Raw genomic sequence first — 25,653 nt, 5'->3', positions numbered from 1 at the left:
CTGTCAGCGGTGCAGGAGGCGCCCGATGGCCCGGTTCGCCACGTGCGCGGCCGCCGCGTGCCGCGGATCGGGCGCCCATGCCTGGTGCCGTACGGCCACTTCGGCGAGCTTGATGGCGTGCTCGTCGCCGATCCCCACGGCCTCGGCGAAGAGGCCGGCCACGTCGGGGGCGTCCGGCAGCGGGGCCGCGGGCCGGGGCACGACGTGGAACCAGTCGAGCATCGTGCGGCTGACGGCCCGCGCGACCTGGTACGACGGCCACCGCTGCGCCTTGGGGAGGTGCTCCACCACCAGGCGTACGGCGGCGGGCCCGGTGACCGAGTGGATCAGCGGGACGGGGTGGTTGAGGGAGAGCGTGGCGTAGATCCCGGAGAACTCGGCGACGAGCTCGTCCAGGGCCGGTACGACGTCCCCGGCGGCGCCGTCCTCGCCCGGGTGCTCCTCGACGACGACCCCGCCCTCCGAGTAGCGGGCCGCCCAGTAGCCCAGGCCCTGGGCGAGTTCGGCCAGTTGCATCCGGTGGTCGGGGCCCGCGGTCACCACGGCACGGACCGCGTGCGCGGTGCGGATCACCCCGTGCGTGAGCACCCCGGACATGCCGGGCAGCAGCCGGGGCCACCAGCGGGCCAGGACGTCGGCCCACCGGTCCTCGGCCAGCTCCCGTTCGAACAGCGTCGTCCAGTCGGCGACCCGGCCGAAGTCGCCGAGCGCCTGCCGCCAGTCGGCCTCGTCCGCCGGGTCGATGGTGAACCGCCGCTCGGGCACGTCGTGGAAGGAGTGGCTGCGCAGATGCCCCTCCACCCAGTCGGGCACCTCGTCGGCGTAACCCATGTGCGCCAGGGCCTCGGCGGCCATCGGGGCGTGGTTGACGAAGCTGCGCCCGTGCTCGTACCCCACGGAACTCAGCCGCTCCAGCGCTCCGTTCATGGCGTCGGTGTAGGTGAGGTGTGCCAAGTCGACCAGTCCTCGATCAAGTCGGTGTTCGGTCGGTGTCTCGGTCCTTGATGTCGCACACGGCCGCGCCGGCGGCGAGGGCCTGTCCCACCTCGGCGGCGATCCCGGTCACGGTGCCGGAGCGGTGCGCGGTGAGCGGCTGCTCCATCTTCATGGCCTCGATGACGACGACCAGGTCGCCCTTCTCGACGGTCTGCCCGTCGGCGACGGCGACCTTGACGACGGTGCCCTGCATCGGCGAGGTGAGCGTGTCCCCGGACGCGGCCGGCGCGGAGCCGGACGCGGTACGGCGGCGGGCCCGCGGCGCGGCCGCCCCGGCCAGGCTCGGCACCCGGTCCGGGACCCGTCCGAGCACCGCCGGCAGCGAGACCTCCAGCCGGTGTCCGCCGACCTCGACGACCACGGTCTCGCGCCCGTCCTCCGCCGTCCCGGCGTCGGGGGCGGGTGCGGGTGCGGTGAAGGGCTCGATCCCGTTGACGAACTCGGTCTCGATCCACCGGGTGTGGACGGTGAAGGGCCCTTCCTGCGGGGCGAACGCCGGGTCCCTGACCACGGCCCGGTGGAAGGGGATGGCCGTGGCCATCCCCTCGACGCGGAACTCGTCCAGGGCGCGGGCTGCCCGCTGAAGGGCCTCCTTGCGGGTCCGGCCGGTCACGATCAGCTTGGCCAGCAGCGAGTCCCAGGCGGGACCGATCACGCTGCCCGACTCCACGCCCGCGTCCAGCCGTACGCCCGGACCCGTCGGCGGGTCGAAGCGGGTGACCGTGCCGGGGGCGGGCAGGAACCCGCGGCCCGGGTCCTCGCCGTTGATCCGGAACTCGAAGGAATGACCGCGCAGTTCGGGGTCGTCGTAGCCGAGTTCCTCGCCGTCGGCGATCCGGAACATCTCGCGGACCAGGTCGATGCCGGCGACCTCCTCGGTCACCGGGTGCTCGACCTGGAGACGGGTGTTGACCTCCAGGAAGGAGACCGTGCCGTCCTGCCCGACCAGGAACTCGCAGGTCCCCGCGCCGACATACCCGGCCTCCCGCAGGATCGCCTTGGAGGCGCGGTACAGCTCGGCGGTCTGCGCCGCCGTCAGGAACGGCGCCGGAGCCTCCTCCACCAGCTTCTGGTGCCGACGCTGCAACGAGCAGTCACGCGTCGATACGACGACGACGTGGCCGTACCGGTCCGCGAGGCACTGCGTCTCCACGTGCCGTGGCCGGTCCAGGTAGCGCTCCACGAAGCATTCCCCGCGTCCGAAGGCGGCCACCGCCTCCCGCACCGCCGACTCATAGAGTTCCGGCACCTCCTCCAGCGTCCGGGCGACCTTCAGCCCGCGCCCGCCGCCGCCGAACGCGGCCTTGATGGCGATCGGCAGCCCGTGTTCCGCCGCGAAGGCCACGACCTCGTCGGCGCCGCCCACCGGGTCCGGCGTGCCGGCGACCAGCGGGGCGCCGGCGCGCTGGGCGATGTGCCGGGCGGCCACCTTGTCGCCGAGGTCGCGGATGGCCTGCGGCGGCGGACCGATCCAGGTCAGGCCCGCGTCCAGGACGGCCTGGGCGAACTCCGCGTTCTCGGAGAGGAAGCCGTAGCCCGGGTGGACGGCGTCCGCGCCGGTCTCCCGGGCGGCCCGCAGGACCTTGTCGATGTCCAGGTAGCTGGTGGCCGGAGTGTCACCGCCCAGGGCGTAGGCCGCGTCGGCGACCCGGACGTGCAGGGCGTCCCGGTCGGGGTCCGCGTAGACGGCGACGCTCGCGATCCCGGCGTCCCGGCAGGCCCGGGCGACACGCACGGCTATCTCGCCACGGTTGGCGATGAGCACCCGGCGCATGTCAGGACGCCTGCTCGGTGTGGTGGAAGCGGTCCGTGCCCGACTGCAGCGGGCCGAGCGAGCCGTCGAAGAAGACCAGCGGCTCCTGGCCGTGCTCGGGCACGCCCAGGTCCACCACCTCGCCGATGACGATGTCGTGGTCGCCGGCCGTGTGGATGTCGACCGTGGTGCAGGTCAGGTAGGCGAGGGCCTCGCTGAGCACGGGCAGCCCGTCCTCGGTGAAGTGGTGCGGGACGCCCTCGAAGGCGGTGGACCGGCGTCCGGCGAAGTGCCGGGCCAGCGGCTGCTGGCGTCCGGAGAGGAAGTTGACGGTGAACCCGCCGCTCTGCTCCAGGAGCGTGTGCAGCCGGGACTGCTGGTGCAGACAGAACAGCACCAGCGGGGGTTCCAGCGAGACCGAGGTGAACGAGTTGACGGTGGTGCCGTCCGCGTCGCCGTCGGGGCCGGTGGTGATGACCGTGACGCCGGTCGTGAACAGGCCGCACACGCGGCGCAGGCTCGTCGGCTCGACCGGCAGGGTCTGCTCGGCGGTCCGGGTCTCCTGGGCGCGGGTCAGCGACCGCGCTGCTGCGGACATGCGCATCCCTTTCTGGCTTGTCTGGCAGTGGTCAGAGAAGCTTGCGGACCTTCGCCCCGGCCTTGACGATGCCGAGCAGGAACTCGCGGCCGACGCTGTTCATCTCGGGCGGGGCCTGGACCGAGGCCCAGTACAGGAAGCGGGCCATCGTCGCCACGGACGGGTAGATGAACCGCTGCTCCTCGTCCTTCCAGCCGAAGACCGGGTTGACGACCGGGGACTCCTTGAGCAGCCCGAAGACGATGTCGGCGGCCTCGTCGCCGCTGAGCGCGCCGGCCTCGTACTTCTCGCAGGTCTCGGCGGTGGCCTCCAGGATCTTCTTGAAGGAGTCGCTCTGCGGCCACCACAGGCCCGGGTACGGCACCTGCTCCAGCTCGTCGAAGTGCCGGACGTCGCGGTCCTTGAAGTGCTTGAGGCGGGCCCGGGTGAGCCGCATGGTGCCGGGGGTGATGAAGGAGCCCCAGACCCGGAACACCGCGTTCCACAGCCGGAAGTGGGAGAAGGCGATGAAGGAGCTGTTGACCAGGTCGTCGTTGTACTGGAGCAGGCCCTGCTCGACCTGCTCGACGTAGGCGAAGCGCTCGGCGGAGAAGTCGCCGTCCTTGAGGGCGGGGATCAGCCGCGAGGTCAGGGCGTCGACGACCTCCATGGTGTTGGACAGGCCGCGGGAGAACAGCGGGTCCAGGAAGCCGGCCGCGTGGGACATCAGGCACCAGCGGTCGCCGATGGTCTGCTTCGAGGAGTACTGCAGCCGGTCGGTGGAGATCCACTCGCGGACCCGGGTGGCGCCGGCGAACTGGCGCTTGACCGCCGGGTACTTGTCGAGGAAGAGCTGGAACTCCTGCTCCGGGGTGAGGTCCTTGGGCTTGGGGTAGGTGCGCTCGTCCATGGTCAGGCCGATGCTGCACAGCGGGTTGCGGGAGTCGGGGTGGTTGTCGAACGGGATGATCCAGAACCAGCCGCGCTCGATCAGGTGGTGCATGGTGCCGGTGTGCCAGTCGGCCGGCGGGCGCAGGTCCTGCGGGTGGCCGCTGACGTCGTCGAACCGCTTGATGCCGACGTAGTGCGTGAACATCGAGCGGGAGTGGTGCTTGAAGCGGGCGGTGGGCTTGTCGCGCAGGTCGAACTTGTCGGCGAGCGGCGAGCGGAAGCCGGAGGCGTCCACCAGGTACCTGGCCCGGTACCGCTCGGGCTCCGCGCCCGGGGCGGCGCTCTTCCCGGTGACGGTGACGCCGTCGTCGTCGAAATCGACTTCGTTGGCGCGCCAGTTCTGCCGGGGGGTGCAGCCGTATTTGATCGCCACGTGGAACATGAAGGCGTCGCTGTCCTGCCGGAACATATGGCTGTTCTGGTGGAATATCTTCGGCAGGGCGAGCTGGGTGGCCTCCCGCGGGTCGGGTTCTTTTCCGACCTCGTGCTTCATGAAGCCGAAGTGCGCCTTGGTGCCGAAGGTCGGGCCGATGTCGCGGGTGGAGGCCTGGACACTGGACAGGCTCTTCAGTTCGGGGATGTCGTGGCGCTCGGCGAGGATGTGGATCCATTCCACGAGCTGCGGGGTCATGGACTCGCCGATGGCGAAGCGCGGGTGTGCGGCCGCGTCGACCAGCAGCACCTTGGCGCCGTGCTGGGCGAGGATGGTGCCGGTGACGGAGCCGGCGAGGCCCGAGCCGAGGATGATGACGTCGTAGGTCATGTCCTCGGGTATGCGCGCCGGTTCGGGCGAGCCGTCGGTCTTCTGCGCGACCATGACTGTCTCCTTCGTCGAGGGGCGGTGCGCAACGGGAATTCCGCGTGGAGCGGGAAATCCGCATGAAAAAAGGCCCCTCGTGGCCCTTCCGGAATGATTCGGAAGGGCGCTGCGAAGAGCCTGGAAGCGTTACGAAGAGCCTGGAGAGAAGAGCCTGGAGGGGGCCCGTGAACGGCCTGGAAAAAGGCGCGGGGAAGCCGCTGGATAAAGCGTGACAGCCTTTGGCCAGAGGGTCAACCCCTGGCGGAGACAGATGACTTGGCGTTCTCGGAGAATGCGGGTCCGGAATGGGTCGGGGCGAGGAGTTTCAGCAGCAGCTCGCGCAGCTCCTCCTCGCCGCCGGGGCCGAGCATGGCGGAGACGTCCCCGGCGAGTTCCGCGACGGCCCGGACCACCACGGCGAGCTGCTCGCGGCCGAGTCCGGTCACTTCGAGGGCGTAGCGGCGGCGGTCGTGCGGATCGCGGCCGCGGCGCACCAGGCCCAGCTTGACGAGTTCGTCGACCAGCTGGGAGGCGGCGGGCCCGGTGATGGCGAGCAGCTCGGCGAGCCGCTGCTGGGAGATGGCCCCGAGGACGTCGAGGGCGTACAGCGGCCCGTAGTGGCGCACCCTGAGCCCGGTGCCGGCCAGCTTGTCGTCGCCGTGCTTGCGCAGCCGGTGATGGGCCTGCGCGACCAGGTACTCGGTGCCCTGCACGAGCGGCTGCGCGGACTCCGGCAGCAGCCGGGCGAGCAGCTCGTCGAGCCGTGCGGTCTCCTCGGGGGTCAGTACGGCGGTGAGCCGGGCGTCCCGCTCGGCGACCGCCCGCCGCCTGGCCTCCACGGCCTCCCGTCCCCGGTCGGTCAGGGAGAGCACGTACTGGCGCCGGTTGTCGGGGTTGCGGGTGCGCCGCACCTCGTCCCGGGCCTCCAGCCGGTCGATGACGCCGACCATGATGGTGCGGTTGATGCCGAGCCGCTCCGCGAGGTCGAGCTGGGACTCCCAGTCGTGGCCGGTGAGCGCGTCGAGGACCAGGAAGTCGCGGGAGTCGCTGTCGCCGCCGTCGCCGCTGGCGGCGAACTGGGCGTAGACCCGGCGCAGGAGGTAGCCGATGAAGCCGGTGAGCGAATCCGGGAGGACTCCGGGGATCTCCGCGGTCTCCTCGGTCCGGGTCACCGGACCCCGCGCACCGCTGGAATCGCCTGAACTCCGCAAGACAGCACCTCCTTCCCGAGTATATGCACCGGCTCGCACGCTGTTCGGCCCGCTGCACCGCCCCGGGAACGTCCGGGGCGGTCCGGCGGCACGGGTGGGTCAGTGCGCTCGATCGTCGCGCACCAGTTCGATCAAGGAGCGGACGGCGGACGCCTGCCCGCTCGCCCGGTACACCCCGGCCACCGCGAGACCGGCCTGCGCGGCGAGTTGCTCCAGCTCCTCCAGGGAGCGTTCGACGCCGCCGAAGTAGGCCATCATCCGCAGGTCCATGCCGGTCTCGGTGCCTTCGCCGGTCTCCTCGACGACGAGCACGCGCCCGTCCTCGGCGACGGCGTCGGCGCAGTGCCGCAGGATCTGCAGGGCCTCCTTGTCGGTCCAGTTGTGCAGGACGGAGGAGAGCACATAGGCGCCGCCGCCCGCGGGCAGTTCCTCGAAGAAGCTGCCGGGGACGGCGTCGGCGCGGCCGTCCAGGCCGGCGGCCCGGAAGCGCTCCTCGGCCCGGCCCACCGTGCCGGGCAGGTCGACGACCGTGCCGCGCAGCGTCGGGTGGGCGGCGAGCAGGCCGGCGAGCAGCACCCCGCTGCCGCCGCCGAGGTCGTAGACGTGGCCGCGCGCGGACCAGTCGTAGGCGGCGGCGATCGAGGGGACGTCACGGGAGAGGTTGTCGGCCATCACCGCGTCGAAGGACTCGGCGAGCGCACGGTCGGTGTCCAGGTCGTCCCAGAAGGCGATCTGGTAGCGGACCGGGTAGGCGGGTTCGCCGGTGCGGACGGTGTGCGGCAGGTCCACCAGGCTGAGGTCGCCGCGGCCAATCGCACCCTCGGTGTCGATCAGCCGGACCTGGGCGCCGGGGTGGTCGGAGCGCAGCTGCTCGCCCAGTCCGGTCAGCCCGTAGGTCTCGCCGTCCTGGGCGCGGGTGAGGACGCCGGCGGTGACGAGGTGGCGCAGCACCCGGTCGAGGGACTCGGCGTGCAGCCGCTCGGCCTGGGCGATGCCGACCGCGGTGGCCGTGCCGGCGGCGATGTGGTCGGCGACCCGGTAGGTGGCGGCCACCCGCACGGCCATGGGGGTGACCAGGTCGGCCAGCTCCCACAGGGCGAGGGAACGCCGCTGTCCCTGGACTTCGCTCCGGTCGGTCATGTCAGCCTCCTGGCGGTCGTGGGGGGTGAGATGGCATGAGGGTGCCGGGGTGCCGGCGGCCCCGCCCGGGTGGACAGGGCGGGGCCGCCGGGGCAGGTCACAGGGCGGCGGGAGCGGGCTCGCCGTCCTGGTGGTGCTGGGGGGCCGTGGCCGGCAGGGTGATCAGGGCCACGATCAGGGCCAGCAGGTACAGGCCGCCGCCGAACAGGAACCCGTACGAGTAGCCGGTGGTCAGGGCGTGCGGGACGCTGCCCGGCAGCTCGTGATTGGTGATGGCGGTCGCCGCCGCCGCCAGTGCGGCCAGGCCGATGGCGCCGCCGATCTGCTGGGCGGTGTTGACCAGGCCGGAGGCCGCGCCGGTGGCCTGCGGGGCGACCCCGCGGACGCTCACGATGGTGACGGCCACGAAGACCATGCCGAGGCCGAGACCGGCGACCAGCTGGGCGGGCAGCAGGGCCGCCCACGGGCTCTGGCCGGGCTCGATGAAGCTGAACCAGACCATGCCCGCGACACCGATCAGCAGACCGAGGGCGACGACGTTGCGCTCGGGCATCTTGGCGAGCAGCTGCGGGCCGAGACCGCCGGCCGCGATGCCCATGCCGAGGGCGAAGGGCAGGTAGGCGACGCCGGTGACCATCGGGGCGTAGCCCTTGACGATCTGCATGTAGAGGGTCAGGAAGTAGAAGGTGGCGAGCATGCCCGCGCCGACCAGGAACATGATCACGTTGGCGCCGACCCGGCCCTTGTCGGCCAGCACACCGCTCGGGATCATCGGCGCCCGGCTGGAGCGCTGGATGGCCACGAAGGCCACGATCAGGACGAGTGCGGCACCGAGGCCGATCAGGGTGACGCCGTCGCCGAAGCCCTTGTCGCCGGCGCGGTTGATGGCGTAGACGAGTGAGCCGAAGCCGAGGGTCGCGGTGAGCGCGCCGGGCACGTCGACCTTGCCGCGCTCGCGCTCGCCCTCGACGAGGACGCTGGTGCCGAACAGGACGGCCAGGGCGATCGGGATGTTCACGAACATCACCCAGCGCCAGCTGAGGTACTCGGTGAGCGCGCCGCCGAGCAGCAGGCCCGCGACCGAGCCGAGGCCGCCCATCGCGCCGTAGACGCCGAGCGCCTTGTTGCGGGCGGGGCCCGCGGGGAAGGTGGTGGCCAGCAGGGACAGGGCGGTGGGGGCCGCGATCGCGGCGCCCGCGCCCTGGATGACGCGGGCCGCGATCAGGAGTTCGCCGCTCTGGGCCAGGCCGCCGAGCAGCGAGGCCGCGGTGAACAGGATCAGGCCGGTGCGGAAGACCCGGCGGCGGCCGAAGAGGTCACCGGCGCGGCCGCCGGCCAGCAGCAGACCGCCGAAGGCGAGGGCGTAGGCGGTGACGATCCAGCCGAGGCTGGACTCGCTCAGCCCCAGGGCGCTCTGCATGCTCGGCAGCGCGACGGCGACGATCGTGTTGTCGAGGACGAGCATGAGCTGGGCCGTGGCGATCACGAGTAACGCGAGTCCGAGCTTGCCGTCCTGCTGCGGCGGAGCCGCGGCCTTGGGGACGGCCTGAGTGCGGTCTTGCAGCGACATGGGATGTCTCCGTGTCTGTCTCAGGGTTGGGGGGTGTCGAGCGGAACCCTCGGGATCCGGTCAGCGGGTGGTGGAGGCGGTCTTGGGGGTCCAGATGCCGAGGTCCTCGTAGGCCTGGCGCCAGTCGTTCTCGTAGGCGTTGCGGAGCGGCGCGGGCATCTTGCCGATGATGTCGGCGACCTTGACGGCGCCGATGTCGTCGAGCAGCCAGGGCAGGTAACGGGAGGAGTCGTCGCCGATCCGGGTGCGCTGCTCGGCGCTGAAGGCCTGCCACTGCTCCTGGGAGAGCGTGATGTCCATCAGCGCCAGGGCGTCCCGCTCCTCGTGGTCGAGGTGGCCGCCGAGCCGGGTGTAGAGGGTGTCGGTCAGGCCGGTCAGGCGCTCCAGGCCGGAGTCCCGGTCGGCGAGGGCCGCGTCGATGTCGGCGAGCAGCGGGTCTATGACCCCGTGCTCGGCCTCCATGTCGGCGAGCAGGGCCAGTTCGGCGTCCTTGCCGACCAGCGCCGCCTCCATGACCGGCCAGACCATGTCGTCCTCGGAGGTGTGGTGGACGGTCAGGAACTTCTTGAACAGCTCCCAGCCGACCGCGGTGCTCAGCACGTGCCGGGGGTCCTCGTCGACCCGCGCGGTGATCCGGGCGATCCGCTCCAGTTCGCGTCGCAGGGCGTCGTGGATCGCGAACATCATCGTCATGTCGAGGTTCTTGAATTCCTGGCTCATCACTCTCTCCCTCACTGCTGCGTCGTCGTACTGCGAGAGTATCGTCAACCTGCTTATCTATCAAGCTTCCAACTAGCAATCTGCCAACCATCAGGGCCAGAACTATTCGCCGGTCGGGGGCTGACGCCGCTGCCGCGCCCGAAGGCGCAGGTCAGCGGGTTCTCGCGGGCTGCAGGACGGATTCGTCCTGGCCGATTCCGGCCGGTTCCTGTCCGAGGTCCTCGTCGACCCCCTTGCGGATACGGGTCAGCGCGGGGGTGGTCATGGCGGTGGTGAGCAGGGCCATCAGCACCAGGACGGTGAACAGCTCGGGGCCGATGACACCGAGGCCCAGCCCGATGTTGAGCACGATCAGCTCGGTCAGGCCGCGGCAGTTCATCAGCGCGCCCAGCGACATGGAGTCCCGCCAGTCACGGCCGGAGAGCCGGGCCGCGAGCGTGCCGCCGCCCCACTTGCCGGCCACGGCGACGGCGAGCACCGCGCCCGCCCACAGCCACTGGGTGGCGCTGCCGCCGAGCAGCCCGATGTCGGTCTTGAGCCCGGTGCTGACGAAGAACAGCGGCAGCAGCACCGGCACGGCGAAGGCCCGCATCCGGGCCGCGGTGACCTCGATCCGCCGGCTGCCGCGCGGGGTGATCACGCCGAACAGGAACGCGCCGAACAGCGCGTGCACGCCGATCCGGTCGGTGGCGTACGCGGACAGGCTCAGCCCGCCGAACAGTACGACCAGCACGACACCGTCGGCGTAGCGCCGCTCGGCCCGCGCGGCCCACCGGGCGAGCAGCGGTCGTACGGCCACGAACATGACGGCCGCGAAGCCGACCGCGTAGCCCGCGGTGACCAGCGCGTCCATGGGCGAGCCGCTCTTCGTCACGGCGACGACGGCCGCCAGCAGGCACCAGGCGGTGACGTCGTCCACCGCCGCGCTGGCCATCGCGAGCACGCCGACCCTGGTCCGGTACAGGCCCCGGTCGGTCAGGATGCGGGCCAGCACCGGGAACGCGGTGATGCTCATCGACACGGCGATGAACAGCACGAACGGCAGCTTCCCGATGCCGTCCGGGGCGAACCGCCCGTACATGCCGAGCGCCAGCAGCACGCCCAGCACCAGCGGCAGCGCGATCCCGGCCTGCGAGACGGCGACGGCGGTTCTGCTGTTGCCGCGCAGGGACTTGAGGTCGAGCTCCAGTCCGACGAGGAACATGAACACGAGCAGTCCGACGTTCCCGAGCACGCCGATGTAGGGCAGCGCCGACGCGGGGAACAGCCAGCCCTGCGCGTCCGGCCAGAGCCAGCCCAGCAGCGAGGGACCGAGCAGGATACCGACGAGGATCTCGCCGACGACCGGGGGTTGCCCGAGCCGCTTGAGAAGCTGAGCCCCGGCCCGGCAGGCGAGGATCACCACGGGCACGGCGACGAGTAGAGGGGTGAGCGGATCGGGGGCGGCAGCAGCTGCCATCGGGTTCTCCTGTCGAAAGGGGGGTCAGGTGACGCGCCCCCTCGGGGGCGCGGGGAACTGCGCGATCAGCCACCACGGACCGGTGGACGGCCCACAGCCGATCGCCGTACTCGCCGCGCAGTGGGTGGGCACGGTGGAGCGGACGGCTGCGGCGCCGTCGTGGCCGGTCGCGCAGTTCCCCGCGCCCCTTTACGGGGCGTTGTACGGGCGGAGTGACTTGGCCTCGCGCAACGCGGCGGCCCACCAGAGCAACTGGTCGAGCATCAGCTTGGCCGCGGCCTCGGCCCCCTCCGGCTCCGCCGGGAAGTTGCCGTCCGCGTCGTAGTGCTCCAGCACCCGCGGGAACGTCACCACGTCCTTCATCCCCACGCAGTGGAACTCCGCGAAGATCTGCCGCAGGTGCTCGATCGCCCGCACCCCGCCGGCCATGCCGAGCCCGTAGCCGACGAAGCCGACCGGCTTGGCCTCCCACTCCGACTGGAAACTGTCGATGAGGGTCTTCAGCGGCCCCGGGACGCTGCGGTTGTACTCCGGTACGACCACGACGTACGCCTCCGCCCCGGCCAGCCGGGGGCGCAGCGCCGCCGCCCGGGGGTCGGCCGCGTCGAGGCTCGCCGGCAGCGGGTGCTCGGCCACGTCGACGACGTCCAGGACGAGGTCGTCCCGGTGCGCGGTCACCCGGGCGAACCAGCCCGCGACGTCCGGCGCGAGCCGCCCGTCGCGGGCGGAGCCGACCAGCAGCGCCACCCGCAGCGGGCGGGTGACCTGGCCGACGGCGGTCATGTCCGGCCCGCCGGCACCTGCGCGGGCGCCGGGACCGGGGTCAGCGCGATGAACTCGGTGGCCTCGACCCGGGAGAGGATCCGCCGGGTCAGGGCGGGCATCTTCGTCGTACCGTCGTCGCTGAAGACCACCGGGTCGGCGACCTGGATACGGCGGCCGCGCGTGGTGATCTCGCAGCCGCCCGCCGCCAGTACGTTCTTGACCCAGTCGGAGCCGGGTCCGTACGGCAGCGTGATGACGATGTCCGCGCCGCGCCGGAACAGCTTGACCGGCGTGGCGAACTCCCGCCCGGACTTGCGGCCGCGGTGGTGGACCTTCCCGAACCCGGGCAGCCGGCTGAACAGCGGCCCGACGAGATGGTTGGCGAACCGCCGGTTGAAGCGGGCGACTTTCCTGTCGATCGGCATGTCTCAAGTCCCTTGCTCCGTCGGGCACTTCATTCCGTGGAAGTGCGGTCCGGCCCCCGCCGCCGTCAGCGGGGGCCGGGCCGCACGGCCGGGCGGCGGCTCAGGCCGCGGGCTTGCCCGCCGGGGTCAGCGGGCCGACCGGCTTGCCGCCGGACTGGAGGAACTTCTGCAGGGAGAAGTTGTCGACGATGCCCCAGCGCTCGGCGATCTTGTCGCCCTCGAAGCGGAACCAGATGATCGCCTGGTGCTGCACCTGGAGGCCGGTCGGCTTGATGCCGATGAAGGGGCCGGTGTGCTTGCCGTGCATGACCCAGCGGATGGCGGCCTTGTCGCCCATCGAGATGAAGTCGAGGATCTCGTACTTGATCCCGCTGAACGCGGACTGCTGGATCCTGATGGTGTGCTTGAACGCCTCCGGGCCGCGCATGGAGTCGTCGTGGCTGCCGTTGTTGCGGAAGTCGGCGGTGAGGTAGCGGTCGGCGGCCGACAGGTCGCCCAGGTCCAGGCCCTCGTGGAAGACCTTCTCGATCAGTTCCTTCTGCTGGTCCGGAGTGAGCGTGGTGGGCATGGGCGGGTTCTCCTCTGCTGACGTGGCTGAAGTGGCTGAAGTGGTCGTGTTTCCTCGGGTGTCGAGGGTCTTTCGGTCGACCTGGGTCACTCCCCTGGGCACGGCGCCGGTGGTCCACACGATCCGCAGCCGCAGCCGGTCGAAGCGCCAGCCGTCGGGGGTGCGCCGGGCGGTGCCGGTGAAGCGGCCGCCGAGCTGGAAGTACTGGGTGGGGTCCGGGGGAAGCGGTGAGCCGTGGTGCACGTGGGAGGCGATCAGGCTCCAGCTGAGCCGGGCCGTGTCGCCGTCCACCTCCACCTGGCTCTCCGAGCCGTGGTGGTGGGTACGGCCCCAGCGCGCCATGATCTCGGTGGTGAACCCGGCCACCCCGGCGAGGCCCTGGTGGCTGCCCACCGGGAACGTCATCTCGACGTCCTCGGTGAACAGGGACCGCGCCCAGGTCTCGTCGAAGCCGCCCTCGTCGAGGCCGGCCAGATAGCGCCCGGCCAGGTCCCGCAGGCTCAGCACGTCGACGAGCCGGGAGACTTCGGCCGTCATGACACCCGGCGTGCTTCGGTCCGGGCGTCCGTCGCGTAGATCACGACGTCGTCGGGGCCGTGCACGACGGCCTTGCCCTCGCCGGTGAGCGCACCGTCCTCGTGCCGCGCGATGATGTCGATCTGTATGTACGCGGCCCGGTGGCCGTTGGGGCTGATCTGGGTGACGTCGAGGTTGAAGTCCTCACGCAGGGAGAACTCCACCGAGTCGTCACCGGTGACGGTCCAGGAGCCGGTGCCGGTGCTCTTCTGCGTGGTGACCGAGAGCGAGCCGTCCGGGGCGAAGTCGACGGTGTACTGGTCCACCTCGCCGTCGTGCGTGACCGTACCCGTCCATTGACCGACGGGTGTCCAGGTGGAAACAGGCATCGAGCACACTTCCTCAAGTCGGGGCGGGAGGGAAACAAAAAATCCGCGCCCCGGTCGGGGCGCGGATTTCGAGAAGGATGCCACGGGCTCGAAAGCAGAAGCCCGGGAGAAGCGCCACCGCCGTCAGGACATGGGGGCGCCGAAAAGAGTGTGACACCTCTGTTCGGGTGCGTCAACTTCCGTTATGGCTAAGCGAGTTGACGGTCAAGCAACCAAAGCAGCCCCCGCGGCAGGGGGATGGGCCGCGGGGGCTGCTTCGCACCGGATCCCCGCACGGATCCGGTTTCTTGCAGGTGATGGTCGGTGAATTCGGTGCGACGGCGAAGGATTACTCGAATTCACTGCTGTTACAGGGTCTCGCGCCGCTTATTCGGTCTCGCCCCTGCGGGCCAGTGCGAACAGTTCGTCGAGGTCGTACTCCGCCCGGCGCGGGCCGCCGTGCCGGGTGATCTTGCCGCGGCTGGCCCATTTGCGGATGGTCGCCTGGGTGACGCCCATCGCGAGGGCCGCCAGCTCCGTCGGCACCCGGCGCGGCTTCGCCGGCCGGCCCGCCGGTGGTGTCGGCTCGGTCATGCCGCCTCCCGCATCCGGTCCGCGACCAGCAGCCACTGGCGCGGCGGCAGCGCGTGGCCGTCGTCGCAGGCGACATGGCTCGGCACCCGGTCGCCGCCGTCCGCCGGCAGTACGCCGTAGAGCGTCCCGGCGCACTCCGGCCGGGTGCACGGGCCCAGTGCGAACCGGCGCACCGGGCCGGGGCCGAGCAGTGCGCGGAGGTCGCCGAGCAGTTCGGCGAGCTCCTCGTCGAAGTCCGGGCCCGCCGGGTGCCCGGCGAGCCAGGGCAGCTGCCGGCGCAGGAACCGCACCAGCGCGCCCAGCCGGCGGTCGGCGGGCCGGGTGCCGGTGCGCTCGTCCACGACGAGGCACGCCCACAACGCCATCACCTCGACGGTCCGGGTGCGCAGCGCGAGGGCCTGTTCGTCGAGCACGATGCCGACGGTGGCGCGGCTGCCGCTCACCCGCTCACGCAGCACCGGCCCGCCGGGCGCCAGCGCCTGGTCGCTCTCCCGGTACAGGTCGAGGAGGGCGCGCAGGGCGCCGTCGATCCGGTCCAGGCAGCGGACGCAGATCCGTCCGCAGCGCCGTCTGCAGTCGCGGCTGTGGTGCTCGTCCGTGAGTCGCTCGAACTCTTCCATTCGGATCCCCCGAATCCTTGGTCCCTGCGGAACTGCCACCAGTCTCACGGGGGTCGCCGGGGCCTTCAACGCACGACGGTTCAGGGTTCCCACAATCCTCCGCAGCTCTGTCAGCGGAGTGTCAAACCCGTGTCAAGTGGCCGGATATGATCACTGTTACAAACAGACCTGTCTGATTGAGGATCAATTCGGATCTTCGCCCGTCGCGCATGTTTCCGGACAACCACCCTTGCCGCCTGGGACGTTCGGATCCTGTGGAGGTCATGCGGAGGTAGGTCCTCACCGGGGTCCTCCCAGGAAACAGGCATGGTTGTATGATTCTCACCATCATTGACATCGGTGTCCGTGAGCATGGCGTGCACCGGGCAACTCTGTGGGCAGGGAAGGCGGGTGCGACCTGATGCAGGCGCGATCCGAGCAGACGCGTCAGGCTCTCCTCCATGCCACCGCCGAGCTCATCGCGGACGGCCGGCTGTCCGACGCGGGGCTGGTCAACATCTGCCGCCGGGCCGGTGTCAGCCGGGGGGCGCTCTACCACCACTTCTCCTCCACCACGGCCCTGACCGCCGCCGTGTACGAGGAGGCCCGGCAGCGGGTCGAGGCGCTGACCGAGGAGGCGTTCGCGGGTCCGGTGGCGGACGCGCCGAAGCGCTTTCTGATCGCGCTCGGCGAGGCCATGCGCACCGAGAAGATCGTCCGGGCGGGCATGCAGCTGGCCGCGGACGGCTCGGCCGGACCGCCCCGGCTCCGTGACGACCTGCTGGCCGCGGTCCACGAGCGGGTCACCGAGGCGCAGAAGGAGGCCGCGGAACCGGCCGAGGACCTCGCGGACCTGGCCGTGGTGATGGCCGCGGGCATCGAGACCCTGGGGCACACCGACCCGAGCTGGTGGGACGGCGAGATCACCCAGCGGCTGTGGCGGCTGCTGCGCCCGCTGTTCGACCGCGACCGGCCCAACCGGGGCGGGGAGCGCCGGATCTGACCCGCCGCCGGTCCGCCCCGCCCGCCTGGGGGGCGGGCCGGGAACCGGTTGGTAGGGCCAGTCAGTCCGTCGGCGGCGTCGTGCGCAGCCGGCCGACCAGGCCGGGCGTGGCGAGGCCGGGCAGCAGGAACTTCCAGAAGACGCTGGTGCGTTCGGGCAGGTCGGCGCGGCCGGAGTAGGCCTGGGACATGATCTGCAGGCCGGTGAAGGAGCCGACGATGAGCGAGGTGACCTCGCGCACATCCACCCCGGGCAGGATCTCGTCCCCTTTCTCGGCCTCCTGCAGCAGCGTCAGGATGGTGTCCGTGGACTGCTCGTAGGTGGTCTGCGGGGGGCAGTCGAACGAGGTCTGCTCTATGGTCAGCCGCACGCTCGCGCGCAGCACCGCGTCGTACTGGAGGCGCCGGGCGAACTCCAGGGTCAGGTCGATCACCGACTGCAGCCTGACCGGCCGTTCGGGCACTTCCAGGGCCTCGGCGTGCGCCTGCACCAGCGCCAGCGCGATGGCTTCCTTGGAGGGGAAGTGATGGTAGAGGGACCCGCGGGTGAGTCCGGTGCGGGCCAGGATCTCGTTGGTGCTGGCGGCGTCGTAGCCGCGCTCGTCGAAGACCTGGGCCGCCGCTTCCAGGATCGACCGCCGTGACCGCTTGCCGCGTTCTTGCTGAGCCATGCCAGATCCCTACGCTCTCCCACTGAATTCAACAGACTTGTCTGTATCGTAAGCCGCATCCACGGCCCACGGTCAGTACCGCGGCGGGAGTTGTCAGAAAGCGGTTCCGGGGCCGGCCGCCCGAACGGGGCATGACCTCGGGGAACGCGCGCAGGCGCTAGGGAGAGCCGATCCGGAAACCAACCCCCCGGACGGTGACGATCCAGGCACTGGAGCCCAGTTTGCCGCGCAGGGTGCCGACATGGGTGTCGACCGTGCGGCCGCGCGGGGACCACGCGTCGTCCCACACCTGGGCCATGATCTGGCGGCGCGGGATCACCGTGCTGGGCTGCGAGGCCAGCAGGTGGAGGAGGTCGAATTCCTTGCGCGTCAGGTCCAGCGGCCGTCCGTCGAGGGTGGCCGTCCGGGCGCCCGGGTCGATGCGCAGCGGCCCGTGGGCGACGACCCGGCCGGCGGCCGGCTGGTTCGCCGGCTGCACCCGCACCCGCCGCAGCACCGCCTCCATCCGGGCCAGTAACTCCCGGAATCCGTACGGTTTGACGAGGTAGTCGTCCGCGCCGGCCTGCAGGCAGAGCACACAGTCGAGCTCCGAGCCGCGCGCGGTGACGGAGATGATCGGCAGATCGCTGACCGCCCGGATGCCCCGGCACACCTCGAGACCGTCCAGGTCCGGCAGATCGAGGTCGAGCAGCACCAGGTCGGCCTCGCGGTGCCCGCGCAGCGCCTGGGCGCCGGTGGTCGCGCCGTGGGTGGCGTATCCGTGCCGGACCAGACCCTGCCGGAGGGTGTCGGCGGCCCGTGGGTCGTTCTCGACGACCAGGACGTTCAGGCCCGCCGCCCGGGACGCGCCCTGCGCGGGGGCCGGGCGGGCCGGGTGCCCGCCCGTGGTGAGCGGGACGAGCGGGCCGTGCGAGCGGTGGCGCCGCGCCGACGGCGCCACGAGATCCGCGTACTGGCGGTTCATCTGTTCCCCCTGAGGCACATCCACGTCATCTCGGACTGCGGGTTCACGAGCAGACCGTACCAAACAGACTTGTCTGATTGTCAACTGCCGAGGTGGCACGGCGCGGCGCCTCGACCTCGCTCGACCCACGCCACGATGAGCTGCGATTTCATCGGATTACCGGACAAGTGGGAGGCGAGACTCCACTAGGGCGACCCGAGGAAAGACTTGACCAAGGACTATGCCCCTTCAACAAACCATACAGGGTTGTTCGTTTCGCGGATGCAATCCAGACATAACGGTCAGTTGGCCCGGACGGCCGGACCATCGGAGTCCCGGACTCCCCCAAGAAATCGACTCGCCTCTTGCAGAACCGGACCGACCTGTCTGTATCTTGTGGCTAGAACGTCGGCCACGGGGGGTGACAGCCGACGTACGGCTTGTTGCCCCCTCCCCGTCACACCGACACAGGAGCGCTGCACATGCCGCACCTCACCGACCAGGCCCTCGCCCAGAAGCCCCTGCTCCCCGGACTGACCACGACCGTGCCGCGTGAGTACGTCCATCGCGCGGCCGTCTCCGAGGTCCTCCTCACCGGCTGGGAACCCGACGAGTCCCCCGGCGCCCCCCGGGGCGCCGGCGACGACGCCGGTTTCGTCGTCCGGGCCCAGTGGCCGCGCTGCCACGCCCTGTTCGCCCCCGACCGGGGCTACCAGGACCCCATGCTGCTGATCGAGTCCGTCCGCCAGATCGGATCCCTGCTCGCCCACGCCGAGTTCGACGTGCCGTTCGGCCACCAGTTCCTCATGTCTGACATGTCCGTGACCACGGAGTCTGAGCTGCTCGTCGCGGACACGGTCCCCACCGATGTCGAGATGCACACGGTCTGCCGCGACGTCGTCCGCCGCGCGGGCCGGCTGCGGGAGATGCGCTACGACGTGACGGTGCTCCGCGAGAACGGCGCCCGGGCCACCGCCTCGGCCGCGTTCCGCTGCATGAGCCCGGACGTGTACCGGCGGATGCGCGGGGAGCGCCCCACCACCACCGGCCACACCCCGCCGCCGGCCCTCGACCCGGCCGCCGTGGGCCACGCCGGCCCCCGGCACGTCGTCCTCGGCGAGCCCGCGCCGGGCACCCGCGGCCGGTGGGAACTGCGGGTCGACACCGCGCACCCGACCTACTTCGACCACCCCGTCGACCACATACCCGGCATGTTCCTCCTGGAGGCCGCCCGGCAGGCCGCGCACGCCCGCACCGGGGTGCCCGGCGCCCTCCTGCTCGACATGCGCAGCGAGTTCGTGCGGTACGCCGAACTCGACGCGCCCTGCTGGATCACGGCCGACCCCGAACCGTACGGCTGCGCCGGCGACCTGCTGGTACGGGTGCACGGCAGCCAGCGGCAGGAGACGGTCTTCACCGCCGAACTGGTCCTGCGGCCACGTGTCCGCTGACCCCGACCGCCTTCCGGGAGAGTCCCCGTGCCCACCATCCTCATCACCGGCGCGTCCGGGTTCGTCGGGGCGCATGTGACACACGAGGCGCGGCTGCGGCGCGCCGAGCTCAGGCTCATGACCCACCGCAGGACCCTGCCCCGGACCTGCTCCGGGGTGCGGACCGTGGCCGCCGATCTGACCGACCCCGGTTCGCTGCGCGGGGTCTGCGACGGGGTCGACGTCTTGCTGCACTGCGCCTCGCAGATCGGCGGCAGCGCGGCGGCCAACGAGGCCGTCAACGCACGGGGTACGGCGGCGCTGGTCGCCGAGGCCCGGCGCGCGGGGGTACGCCGGATCGTCCAGCTCAGCACCGCCTCCGTCTACGGCCGCGGCACGTTCCGCGGCTCCCGCCCCGAGGAGCTCACGCGCAATCCGGGCTCCGTCACCTCCCGCACCCGCGCGGCGGCCGAGGACGCGGTCCTCGCCGCCGGCGGTGTGGTGCTCCGCCCCCATCTGGTCTTCGGCGAAGGAGACCTGTGGGTCGGGCCCAACCTGGCACGGCTGCTGCGCGCCCTGCCGGGTGTGGTGGCCGGCTGGCCGGCGCGGGCGTCGGTGATCACCGCGCCGGACCTGGCCCGGCTGCTGGTGGCCACGGCGCTCGCGCCGGACGCGGCGCTGACCTCGCCGGTGTACCACGCGGCGGATCCGCTGCCGGTCACCGTGGACAGTGCGCTGCGGGCGGTCGCCGAGTGCGCCGGGATCGCCTGGCCGCACGACAACCTCACCGTCGAGGGGGCCAAGGCGATCCTCGCGGCGAAGGGCGTCCCGCCGGGCACGCTCGACATCCTGACCACGGACCACTTCTTCGAGGCGGACGCGCTCTGGTCCGACCTCGGCGAGTCGCCGGCCGCGGGCTTCGCGAGCTGCTTCCGCCGTGCGGAACGGTGGTACCGCTCGACGCTGGCGGGGGTCTGACCGCGGGGGCTTGCGGCGCCCACGCGCCGTTAGCCGCATCTCGCGTACGGCCCAGGCCCCTTCGGACGCGCCGACGGCCGTGTCTCCTACGCCAACCACACGACGCACCACGGCCGGGCGGTGGAGAACATCCGGGCCTTCCCGGCGGGTTCCCCGGTACGGCGGCTGCCCCGACTCGGGCCCTTGGAGTGATCGTCCGGTGATCGGCGTGACCAGCCGCAGGTCGTGGCGTTGAACGGGGAGTGCGGCGGCTGGTCCTGCCGCCGCACTCCCCGAGCAACAAGAAGGAGAACTGAATGTCTCGCATCGCGAAGGCTGCCGCCGTCGCTCTCGGCACCGGCGCAGTGGTGATCGGCGGAGCCGGCCTGGCTCTGGCCGACGCGGGCGCCCAGGGTGAGGCCGTCGGCTCCCCCGGCGTGCTGTCCGGCAACGCCATCCAGGTCCCGGTCAACATCCCGGTCAACCTGTGCGGCAACACCATCGACGTGATCGGTCTGCTGAACCCGGCGTTCGGCAACACCTGCGTCAACGAAGGCCACGGCAAGGCCGGCGACAACAAGGGCGGCGACGGCAAGAACGGCGGCTACGGCAACTGAGCCACCGCCGGCGAAGGAGCCCCGGCACCCTGGGTGCCGGGGCTCTTCCCGTGTCCGGGGCGCCTCAGGCGTACCGGTAGATCCGGCTCAGGTCCTCCAGCGACCCGGGGGTGACGTCCCACGGCGGCAGCTTCTCGCCGCGGGCGACGACCCGTCGGTGCTGCGGGTCGCCGCGGCCGGGCGGCCCGGCCGGCACGTAGCGCTGCCCGCGGTGCCGGGCCTTCCAGCGCTCCCACTGCAGGTCGACGAAGGCGTGGTGGAACCAGAAGACGGGGTCGTTGACGGAGGCGCCGCCGAGCATCGCCCCGCCGACCCAGCGGTGCACCCGGTTGTGGTTGCGCCAGGACGCGCTGCCGCTGCCGGACCCCCAGCCCTCCAGCTTGTTGCGGAAGCCCCGGCTGACGGTCGAGTCCCAGGGGGCGACGTCGTACACCGGGTCGTCGAGCGCCTGGGCGAGCTGGGTCCTGGTGGGCAGGGCGATCGGGTCGCGGGCCCGGCCCAGGTCCCGGGCGAGGAACCGGCCGTCGGTGATGCCCTCCTTGATGGTCCAGTGCCCGGCCGCATAGGCGAACGGGCCGGTCATCACCTGCTGGTCCCGGGCCCGGCCGTTCCCGCCGAGCAGGTCCCTCGTCCAGGGGACGGAGGACGCCGTACGGTCCCTGGTCCAGTCCCAGTACGGCACGGTCACCGACCCGTCCACGCGGCGCAGGGCGCGCTCCAGTTCCAGCAGGAAGCGGCGGTGCCAGGGCAGGAAGGAGGGGGCCATGTGGGCGGTGCGCAGCCCTCTTTCGCCGTCCGCGGTGTAGTGGTCGATGTGCATCCGCACGAACTCGTCGTACTCGCCGCGCCGTTTGACCTCCAGGAAGGCGTCGACGAGCCGTTTGCGCTCGCCGGCCGTCAGCCTGCCGACGTCCTTACGCACGTACGCCATGGTCGCCCCCCATGTGCAGATGCCCCCCGCCCATCGGTCCCGGGGCCAGGTCGCGCAGCCGCTGCCCGGGCCCGATCTGGTCGACGGCCGCCCGGGCCGCCTCCAGCGGGGTCGGGTAGGAGCTGTAGTGGTCGACCATGCTCAGCCAGGTGCCGTCGGCCCGCCGCATCAGATGCAGCGGCCGGCCCCCCACGGTGACCTGCCACTCGACCCGGTCGTCGGTCCGCCCCGCCACCGGCACCAGGACACCGTGGATGCGGCGGCCCCGGTAGGTCTCGTCGAAGGAGGTGCCCGCGGGGCCGTCCGCCGGGGGCACCGGGCGGGAGGCGGCGACGACCGGGGCGAGCGCCAGGGCGGCCACGGAGGCGAGCAGCCCCCGGGTGACCTCGCGCCGCGTCGGCCCGCCCGCCCCGGCTCTGTCCGGCCGCCCGGCCCCCGGCTCCGCGCCCACCGCCACACCGCCTGCTCCGACGACCATGCTCACTCCTCTTACGGTTCACCGATCGCTGTCGGTACCGGTAACCGCCCGAGGGGCCGCCCGGTCACCGCCGCGCCGCCATCCGGCGCACGGCCGGGACCGGGGAGCGGCCGGTGCGGCGGCCGTACTCACCGGCGGGTCAGCGGCCGGGGCCGGCGCCCAGGTCGCCGCCGACGACCGTCTGCAGGGCCGGGGCGAGCACGCCGGCGTCGGGCATCTGCGGGGCCGGCATGCCGAGATGCTGCGGGTCGGGCGCGGTGAGCGGGGCGACCAGCGCCAGGCCGGGAGTGAGCGCGCGCAGGCCGGAGGCCGGGGTGCCGACACCGATGTGGTCGTAGCCGTCGCCGAGGAGGTGCGGCAGCGGCGCCCTGAGGCCGACGCCGGGCAGCCCGCCGTTGAGCGGTACCTGCGGCAGCGTCCGGTCCGGGAGGAGCCGGCCCTGGACGTAGCGCGGTCCCTCGGGGACGCCGGGGATCAGCAGCGGCAGCTCCATGCCGAGCTTGGGCACCTCCATGTGGAGGGACTTCTCGACACCGTCCAGCGGTACGGGGACGGGCACCGTCGGGGTCGCGGCGGCGGGCGTGGCGGCGGCACCCACGACGGCCGCGACGCCCGTGACGACGGCGGCAAGAGTTCCTCGGGTGGTCGGCTTCATGTCGGGTACGGGCCCTTTCAGGAGGCGGGAGGAGCGACATCCGTACCGGGTAACGAGCCGGAAAACGGCATCAGTTCACATTTCGCCCGGGTGCAGCATTAGTCGGCTGTTCACTCATCAGCTCGTCCCGAAGTCCCTTGTTCAGCTCGTCCAGAAGTCCCACCAGCGGGTCAGGACCAGCATGCCGACGACCCCGATGTGCAGCAGCGGAAGTACCCAGGTGAATTCACCGAGGAATTCCCGCAGCCATGCGGGCGCGGGCAGGAATCGATGGCGTACGGCGAAGGAGGTGACGTACCAGAACAGGAGAATGGTGGCGACCCAGGCCAGGCAGCACCACAGGCACAGCGCGTTGATCCGGTACAGCGACTCGAACTGCAGCCAGGACACGAAGCCGACGCCGAAGAGGCACCCCGCGTCGAAGGTCAGCCAGTACCAGGCGGGGAAGCGGGCGCCGGCCAGCAGGCTCATGCCGACGCAGATCACGACGGCGTAGGCCACCAGGCCCAGCATCGGGTTGGGGAACCCGAACGCCGCCGCCTGGTCGCTCTTCATCACGCTGCCGCAGGACACCACCGGGTTCAGGCTGCACCCGGGGACGAAGTGCGGGTTCTCCAGCAGCTTGAACTTGTCGAGGGTGATGACCCAGGAGGCCAGCAGCCCGGCCGCCCCCGCGACCACTGTGAGCAGCGCGAACCCCCGGCCGGCGGCTGCGGTTCCCGGCATCAGCCGCGCAGGCTGCGGGCGGGCAGCACGATGTGCGCGGCGGCCGTCAGGGTCTCCTCGGCCCCGGCGAAGTCCTTGAGCGCCGCCGCCTCGACGGGCTTGCCGGGCTCGCCCTGGGGCCACGGCCGGGTGGTGAACACCAGGTAGGCGTAGCCGCGTTCGTCGACGGCGGCGAGCCACTCCTCGGGCGCGGGGCACTGGGCGCTGAGCGGGGCCAGGTTGAGGACGGCCGTACCGGACTCGACCAGCAGGGTGACGGGCAGGCGGGGCCGGGCGGTGCCGTCGACGAGGTCGCCGCCGACCGGCAGTCCGTTGTTCTCCAGCAGCGCCTCGACGGCGGCCGAGCCGGCCTCCGCGCCGCCCGCGGCGTCACCGAGGGAGTAGGCCAGCAGATAGGGCATGTCACTGCCGTCGGGAGCCTCGCCGCTCCAGGCCAGCACGGCGACCGTGCCGAGGTCGGCCGGGCGGAAGGGGCGGGTTGCGCTTGGGGTTGAGGTCACCGCGTGACCTTATCGACGGGCCGCGGGGCGGCCGGGCGCCCGCTCACCCGACCGGCGGACAGCCGGCGGTGTGGCCACACGAACGAGGGACGCCGCTACGGCGTCCCCCGAACCGTTCCCGCCCGGCCTCAGCCCTGCAGCGGCAGACCGCCGAGCAGCGGGCTGCGCTGCTGGTTGACGGCGCCGGTCGTCCGCTTGACCTTGTGGAGCACGGAGCGCTTGTTCTCGGTGTTGAGGGCGTCCGACTGGTGCTTCAGCGGCATCGCCTGGTCCAGGGTCAGGGGGCTCTTGGTGAGCGTGTTCACGGCGCCGTTGAGGCTGGTGGGCGTCAGGTCGGCGTTGTTGTGGGCGAACGCGGGCGCGGCGAAGCCGGCGAGGGCCACGGAACCGGCAACGACAGCGGCAGCCTTCAGAGACTTCATCGTGTTCCTTTCTTCGGCGGCTTTCGGCGGCGCGAGCCACGCAACGGAAGCCACCAGGGGGAATGCTGACGCCGTGCCTAACGACGCCCCGGCAGGCCGGAAACCCCGCGCTCGGAAGACATATGAGATCCCCGAAAGGGCCGGCGGCCGAAGACGGCCCGGCCGGGCCGGGCCGGTCAGCCCGTGGGCAGCGGGAGCGGCGGGGAGACCGGCAGGCTGGGCACGGCGGCCAGGCCCGGCAGCCCCGGCAGGTTGGGCGCGGGCAGGCCGCTGCCGAGCAGGATCGCGGCGAGCAGGTTGACCAGGCCGGTCACGACGGCGGTGGCGGCCGGCAGCACCTGGCTGACGTCACCGGAGGTGGCGGCCTTGAGGAGGTTGTCGACCGCGGTCCCCAGGGCGGTCAGCGCGTCGCCGGTCAGGTCCTTGGCGGCGGGGGCGCCACCGAGACCCTTGGCCTGGGCGGCGGCCGGCGCGGGGAACGCGGCCGGCACGGCGGGGGCACTCGGCACGGCGGGCGCCGACGGCAGGGCCGGGGCGGCGGGGGCGGTCGGGGTCGCGGGGGTGCTCGGGGTGGCTGGGGTGCTCGGGGTGGCGGCCGCGGCGGAGGGCGCGGTCGTCGTCGGGGTCGCCGCGGAGGCCGTCGGGATCGCCGCGGGGATCGCCGGCTTCGCCGCCGCGGGAGAGGCCGCGGATGTCGGGGCCGCGGCCGGGGCCGCCGCCGTGACCTGGGCGATGGCCGCCTTCACGGCGTCGCCGAGCTGGGTGGCCTGATCGGCGCTCAGCTGGCCGTTGTCCGCCGCGAGCACGGTGTTGAGCAGGTCGGTGACCGGCTTGAGCACGGTCCCGAGGTTGCCCAGCGACTTGACCTGGGCGAGCAGCGCGTCGGCCCCGGGGACGGGCGCCTGGGACATCGCGTGGGTGCGCTCATGGGCCGAGTCGGCGGCGACGGCCGCCGGGCCGGTGATCCCGGCCAGAAGAAGGGCGCAGAGCGCGGTGGACGCGAGACGCCGTGCGGGCAGAGCACGCATGGGTGTTCCTTTCGATGCGCATGGGACGTGCTGCCCACCGTGGAATCACCCGCGTCGGCCTGCAACCGCTCGACCGCCCACCGTCACCGATCGCCTTCCGTGCCGTCGGCATCGCCCCTGATGAGGTGCCCTGCCAAGGCCGCCTCGCCCCTTCCGCCCCGGCTCCGGCCGTTCGAGGGAACGCCCGAGCGGGACACGCGCGGGAACCGTGCCCGGACGCACGAACCGGCCGGGGGGGGGGCGCGGGCGGGGCGGGGCGCGGGCGGCGGGGGGGGTCGGGAC

The 25,653-nt window shown here is 72.1% G+C and carries 28 protein-coding genes; 4 read left to right on the top strand and 24 right to left on the bottom strand.

The genetic code is table 11. The features are described 5' to 3' along the window. Nucleotides 1–3: 3 nt before the first annotated feature. The 15 genes from ACFWXC_RS49200 to ACFWXC_RS49130 all read right to left on the bottom strand — a co-directional run bounded on the left by ACFWXC_RS49200 (nt 4) and on the right by ACFWXC_RS49130 (nt 15,032). Nucleotides 4–954 carry a hypothetical protein gene (locus tag ACFWXC_RS49200; RefSeq protein WP_384490162.1) on the bottom strand — a complete coding sequence of 317 codons (951 nt, stop codon included), beginning with the start codon at nt 952–954 and terminating at the stop codon, nt 4–6. Nucleotides 955–970: 16 nt separating this feature from the next. Continuing rightward, nucleotides 971–2,770 carry an acetyl/propionyl/methylcrotonyl-CoA carboxylase subunit alpha gene (locus tag ACFWXC_RS49195; RefSeq protein WP_384490160.1) on the bottom strand — a complete coding sequence of 600 codons (1,800 nt, stop codon included), beginning with the start codon at nt 2,768–2,770 and terminating at the stop codon, nt 971–973. 1 nt (nt 2,771) lies between these two features. Continuing rightward, entirely contained in the window at nt 2,772–3,347 is a 576-nt protein-coding gene (locus ACFWXC_RS49190) for a flavin reductase family protein (protein ID WP_384490158.1), read from the bottom strand. A gap of 31 nt (nt 3,348–3,378) precedes the next feature. After that, nucleotides 3,379–5,094, bottom strand: a complete 1,716-nt coding sequence (locus ACFWXC_RS49185) for an NAD(P)/FAD-dependent oxidoreductase (protein WP_384490156.1) — start codon at nt 5,092–5,094, stop codon at nt 3,379–3,381. Nucleotides 5,095–5,327: 233 nt separating this feature from the next. After that, a complete protein-coding gene (locus ACFWXC_RS49180) occupies nt 5,328–6,248 on the bottom strand; it encodes a MarR family winged helix-turn-helix transcriptional regulator (RefSeq protein WP_384490154.1) in 921 nt (306 codons plus the stop codon). 138 nt (nt 6,249–6,386) lie between these two features. Continuing rightward, nucleotides 6,387–7,427, bottom strand: coding sequence for a methyltransferase (locus ACFWXC_RS49175; protein ID WP_384490152.1), 1,041 nt, complete (start codon nt 7,425–7,427; stop codon nt 6,387–6,389). A gap of 97 nt (nt 7,428–7,524) precedes the next feature. Further along, on the bottom strand, nt 7,525–8,997 hold the full coding sequence (locus ACFWXC_RS49170) for an MFS transporter (RefSeq protein ID WP_384490150.1): 1,473 nt from the start codon (nt 8,995–8,997) through the stop codon (nt 7,525–7,527). A gap of 60 nt (nt 8,998–9,057) precedes the next feature. Beyond that, nucleotides 9,058–9,717 carry a hemerythrin domain-containing protein gene (locus tag ACFWXC_RS49165; protein WP_384490148.1) on the bottom strand — a complete coding sequence of 220 codons (660 nt, stop codon included), beginning with the start codon at nt 9,715–9,717 and terminating at the stop codon, nt 9,058–9,060. Between the two features lie 151 nt (nt 9,718–9,868). Continuing rightward, nucleotides 9,869–11,176 carry a cation:proton antiporter gene (locus tag ACFWXC_RS49160; protein ID WP_384490146.1) on the bottom strand — a complete coding sequence of 436 codons (1,308 nt, stop codon included), beginning with the start codon at nt 11,174–11,176 and terminating at the stop codon, nt 9,869–9,871. Nucleotides 11,177–11,365: 189 nt separating this feature from the next. Beyond that, nucleotides 11,366–11,959, bottom strand: a complete 594-nt coding sequence (locus ACFWXC_RS49155; protein WP_384490144.1) for an NADPH-dependent FMN reductase — start codon at nt 11,957–11,959, stop codon at nt 11,366–11,368. After that, nucleotides 11,956–12,366 carry a nitroreductase family deazaflavin-dependent oxidoreductase gene (locus tag ACFWXC_RS49150; RefSeq protein ID WP_384490142.1) on the bottom strand — a complete coding sequence of 137 codons (411 nt, stop codon included), beginning with the start codon at nt 12,364–12,366 and terminating at the stop codon, nt 11,956–11,958. The genes ACFWXC_RS49155 and ACFWXC_RS49150 overlap by 4 nt, the downstream gene beginning before the upstream one ends. Before the next feature lie 100 nt (nt 12,367–12,466). Continuing rightward, complete coding sequence (locus ACFWXC_RS49145) at nt 12,467–13,471, bottom strand: ester cyclase (RefSeq protein ID WP_384490140.1); 1,005 nt, start codon at nt 13,469–13,471, stop codon at nt 12,467–12,469. After that, nucleotides 13,468–13,839 (bottom strand): dehydrogenase, encoded by a 372-nt coding sequence (locus ACFWXC_RS49140; RefSeq protein WP_384490138.1) that lies wholly within the window; start codon nt 13,837–13,839, stop codon nt 13,468–13,470. The genes ACFWXC_RS49145 and ACFWXC_RS49140 overlap by 4 nt, the downstream gene beginning before the upstream one ends. 366 nt (nt 13,840–14,205) lie before the next feature. Beyond that, on the bottom strand, nt 14,206–14,412 hold the full coding sequence (locus ACFWXC_RS49135; protein WP_384490136.1) for a hypothetical protein: 207 nt from the start codon (nt 14,410–14,412) through the stop codon (nt 14,206–14,208). Further along, nucleotides 14,409–15,032: an OvmZ protein gene (locus ACFWXC_RS49130; protein ID WP_384490134.1), complete on the bottom strand. Its 624-nt coding sequence runs from the start codon at nt 15,030–15,032 to the stop codon at nt 14,409–14,411. Before ACFWXC_RS49130 ends, ACFWXC_RS49135 begins: the two co-directional genes overlap by 4 nt. Before the next feature lie 400 nt (nt 15,033–15,432). Between ACFWXC_RS49130 and ACFWXC_RS49125 the strand changes: the two genes are divergently transcribed. Further along, nucleotides 15,433–16,014, top strand: a complete 582-nt coding sequence (locus ACFWXC_RS49125) for a TetR family transcriptional regulator (RefSeq protein WP_384490132.1) — start codon at nt 15,433–15,435, stop codon at nt 16,012–16,014. Nucleotides 16,015–16,075: 61 nt separating this feature from the next. Here the strand turns inward: ACFWXC_RS49125 and ACFWXC_RS49120 are convergent, their stop codons facing one another. Both ACFWXC_RS49120 and ACFWXC_RS49115 read right to left on the bottom strand, forming a co-directional pair. Continuing rightward, nucleotides 16,076–16,684 (bottom strand): ScbR family autoregulator-binding transcription factor, encoded by a 609-nt coding sequence (locus tag ACFWXC_RS49120; protein WP_384490130.1) that lies wholly within the window; start codon nt 16,682–16,684, stop codon nt 16,076–16,078. Nucleotides 16,685–16,841: 157 nt separating this feature from the next. Then, the gene (locus ACFWXC_RS49115) at nt 16,842–17,648 is read right to left on the bottom strand and encodes a response regulator transcription factor (RefSeq protein ID WP_384490128.1); all 807 of its coding nucleotides are present in this window, start codon (nt 17,646–17,648) and stop codon (nt 16,842–16,844) included. A 461-nt stretch (nt 17,649–18,109) separates the two neighbouring features. Here ACFWXC_RS49115 and ACFWXC_RS49110 point away from each other — a divergent pair, with 461 nt between their 5' ends. From ACFWXC_RS49110 to ACFWXC_RS49100, 3 genes are all read left to right on the top strand, one after another. Beyond that, complete coding sequence (locus ACFWXC_RS49110; RefSeq protein WP_384490126.1) at nt 18,110–19,078, top strand: ScbA/BarX family gamma-butyrolactone biosynthesis protein; 969 nt, start codon at nt 18,110–18,112, stop codon at nt 19,076–19,078. 27 nt (nt 19,079–19,105) lie between these two features. Then, nucleotides 19,106–20,035 (top strand): NAD-dependent epimerase/dehydratase family protein, encoded by a 930-nt coding sequence (locus ACFWXC_RS49105; RefSeq protein ID WP_384490124.1) that lies wholly within the window; start codon nt 19,106–19,108, stop codon nt 20,033–20,035. A gap of 296 nt (nt 20,036–20,331) precedes the next feature. After that, complete coding sequence (locus ACFWXC_RS49100; protein ID WP_384490122.1) at nt 20,332–20,631, top strand: chaplin; 300 nt, start codon at nt 20,332–20,334, stop codon at nt 20,629–20,631. Nucleotides 20,632–20,695: 64 nt separating this feature from the next. Here the strand turns inward: ACFWXC_RS49100 and ACFWXC_RS49095 are convergent, their stop codons facing one another. The 7 genes from ACFWXC_RS49095 to ACFWXC_RS49065 form a co-directional block, all read right to left on the bottom strand. Then, nucleotides 20,696–21,562, bottom strand: a complete 867-nt coding sequence (locus ACFWXC_RS49095; RefSeq protein ID WP_384490120.1) for a tyrosinase family protein — start codon at nt 21,560–21,562, stop codon at nt 20,696–20,698. Next, nucleotides 21,546–22,040 carry a tyrosinase family oxidase copper chaperone gene (locus ACFWXC_RS49090; protein ID WP_384490118.1) on the bottom strand — a complete coding sequence of 165 codons (495 nt, stop codon included), beginning with the start codon at nt 22,038–22,040 and terminating at the stop codon, nt 21,546–21,548. Before ACFWXC_RS49090 ends, ACFWXC_RS49095 begins: the two co-directional genes overlap by 17 nt. Nucleotides 22,041–22,179: 139 nt before the next feature. Then, nucleotides 22,180–22,695 (bottom strand): hypothetical protein, encoded by a 516-nt coding sequence (locus tag ACFWXC_RS49085; RefSeq protein WP_384490116.1) that lies wholly within the window; start codon nt 22,693–22,695, stop codon nt 22,180–22,182. 141 nt (nt 22,696–22,836) lie between these two features. Continuing rightward, nucleotides 22,837–23,421 (bottom strand): vitamin K epoxide reductase family protein, encoded by a 585-nt coding sequence (locus tag ACFWXC_RS49080; RefSeq protein ID WP_384490114.1) that lies wholly within the window; start codon nt 23,419–23,421, stop codon nt 22,837–22,839. Next, on the bottom strand, nt 23,421–23,921 hold the full coding sequence (locus tag ACFWXC_RS49075; RefSeq protein WP_384490112.1) for a DUF5949 family protein: 501 nt from the start codon (nt 23,919–23,921) through the stop codon (nt 23,421–23,423). Before ACFWXC_RS49075 ends, ACFWXC_RS49080 begins: the two co-directional genes overlap by 1 nt. Before the next feature lie 128 nt (nt 23,922–24,049). After that, on the bottom strand, nt 24,050–24,343 hold the full coding sequence (locus tag ACFWXC_RS49070) for a hypothetical protein (RefSeq protein ID WP_384490110.1): 294 nt from the start codon (nt 24,341–24,343) through the stop codon (nt 24,050–24,052). A 176-nt stretch (nt 24,344–24,519) separates the two neighbouring features. Continuing rightward, nucleotides 24,520–25,371: a hypothetical protein gene (locus ACFWXC_RS49065; RefSeq protein WP_384490108.1), complete on the bottom strand. Its 852-nt coding sequence runs from the start codon at nt 25,369–25,371 to the stop codon at nt 24,520–24,522. Between the last annotated feature and the right edge of the window lie 282 nt (nt 25,372–25,653).

The organism is Streptomyces sp. NPDC058683 (genome assembly GCF_042716195.1).
In the GTDB taxonomy this organism is placed as follows: domain Bacteria; phylum Actinomycetota; class Actinomycetes; order Streptomycetales; family Streptomycetaceae; genus Streptomyces.
This window is presented reverse-complemented; position numbering and strand designations above follow the sequence as displayed.

Bases quoted from the DNA above. Each gene is read 5' to 3' on its own strand.
- ACFWXC_RS49095 (WP_384490120.1), bottom strand. From the start codon at position 21,562: ATGGCGTACGTGCGTAAGGACGTCGGCAGGCTGACGGCCGGCGAGCGC.
- ACFWXC_RS49150 (WP_384490142.1), bottom strand. From the start codon at position 12,366: ATGCCGATCGACAGGAAAGTCGCCCGCTTCAACCGGCGGTTCGCCAAC.
- ACFWXC_RS49120 (WP_384490130.1), bottom strand. From the start codon at position 16,684: ATGGCTCAGCAAGAACGCGGCAAGCGGTCACGGCGGTCGATCCTGGAA.
- ACFWXC_RS49185 (WP_384490156.1), bottom strand. From the start codon at position 5,094: ATGGTCGCGCAGAAGACCGACGGCTCGCCCGAACCGGCGCGCATACCC.
- ACFWXC_RS49140 (WP_384490138.1), bottom strand. From the start codon at position 13,839: ATGCCTGTTTCCACCTGGACACCCGTCGGTCAATGGACGGGTACGGTC.
- ACFWXC_RS49070 (WP_384490110.1), bottom strand. From the start codon at position 24,343: ATGAAGTCTCTGAAGGCTGCCGCTGTCGTTGCCGGTTCCGTGGCCCTC.
- ACFWXC_RS49155 (WP_384490144.1), bottom strand. From the start codon at position 11,959: ATGACCGCCGTCGGCCAGGTCACCCGCCCGCTGCGGGTGGCGCTGCTG.
- ACFWXC_RS49110 (WP_384490126.1), top strand. From the start codon at position 18,110: ATGCCGCACCTCACCGACCAGGCCCTCGCCCAGAAGCCCCTGCTCCCC.
- ACFWXC_RS49145 (WP_384490140.1), bottom strand. From the start codon at position 13,471: ATGACGGCCGAAGTCTCCCGGCTCGTCGACGTGCTGAGCCTGCGGGAC.
- ACFWXC_RS49085 (WP_384490116.1), bottom strand. From the start codon at position 22,695: ATGAAGCCGACCACCCGAGGAACTCTTGCCGCCGTCGTCACGGGCGTC.
- ACFWXC_RS49065 (WP_384490108.1), bottom strand. From the start codon at position 25,371: ATGCGTGCTCTGCCCGCACGGCGTCTCGCGTCCACCGCGCTCTGCGCC.
- ACFWXC_RS49170 (WP_384490150.1), bottom strand. From the start codon at position 8,997: ATGTCGCTGCAAGACCGCACTCAGGCCGTCCCCAAGGCCGCGGCTCCG.
- ACFWXC_RS49175 (WP_384490152.1), bottom strand. From the start codon at position 7,427: ATGACCGACCGGAGCGAAGTCCAGGGACAGCGGCGTTCCCTCGCCCTG.
- ACFWXC_RS49115 (WP_384490128.1), bottom strand. From the start codon at position 17,648: ATGAACCGCCAGTACGCGGATCTCGTGGCGCCGTCGGCGCGGCGCCAC.
- ACFWXC_RS49135 (WP_384490136.1), bottom strand. From the start codon at position 14,412: ATGACCGAGCCGACACCACCGGCGGGCCGGCCGGCGAAGCCGCGCCGG.
- ACFWXC_RS49130 (WP_384490134.1), bottom strand. From the start codon at position 15,032: ATGGAAGAGTTCGAGCGACTCACGGACGAGCACCACAGCCGCGACTGC.
- ACFWXC_RS49100 (WP_384490122.1), top strand. From the start codon at position 20,332: ATGTCTCGCATCGCGAAGGCTGCCGCCGTCGCTCTCGGCACCGGCGCA.
- ACFWXC_RS49125 (WP_384490132.1), top strand. From the start codon at position 15,433: ATGCAGGCGCGATCCGAGCAGACGCGTCAGGCTCTCCTCCATGCCACC.
- ACFWXC_RS49190 (WP_384490158.1), bottom strand. From the start codon at position 3,347: ATGTCCGCAGCAGCGCGGTCGCTGACCCGCGCCCAGGAGACCCGGACC.
- ACFWXC_RS49090 (WP_384490118.1), bottom strand. From the start codon at position 22,040: ATGGTCGTCGGAGCAGGCGGTGTGGCGGTGGGCGCGGAGCCGGGGGCC.
- ACFWXC_RS49080 (WP_384490114.1), bottom strand. From the start codon at position 23,421: ATGCCGGGAACCGCAGCCGCCGGCCGGGGGTTCGCGCTGCTCACAGTG.
- ACFWXC_RS49195 (WP_384490160.1), bottom strand. From the start codon at position 2,770: ATGCGCCGGGTGCTCATCGCCAACCGTGGCGAGATAGCCGTGCGTGTC.
- ACFWXC_RS49160 (WP_384490146.1), bottom strand. From the start codon at position 11,176: ATGGCAGCTGCTGCCGCCCCCGATCCGCTCACCCCTCTACTCGTCGCC.
- ACFWXC_RS49165 (WP_384490148.1), bottom strand. From the start codon at position 9,717: ATGAGCCAGGAATTCAAGAACCTCGACATGACGATGATGTTCGCGATC.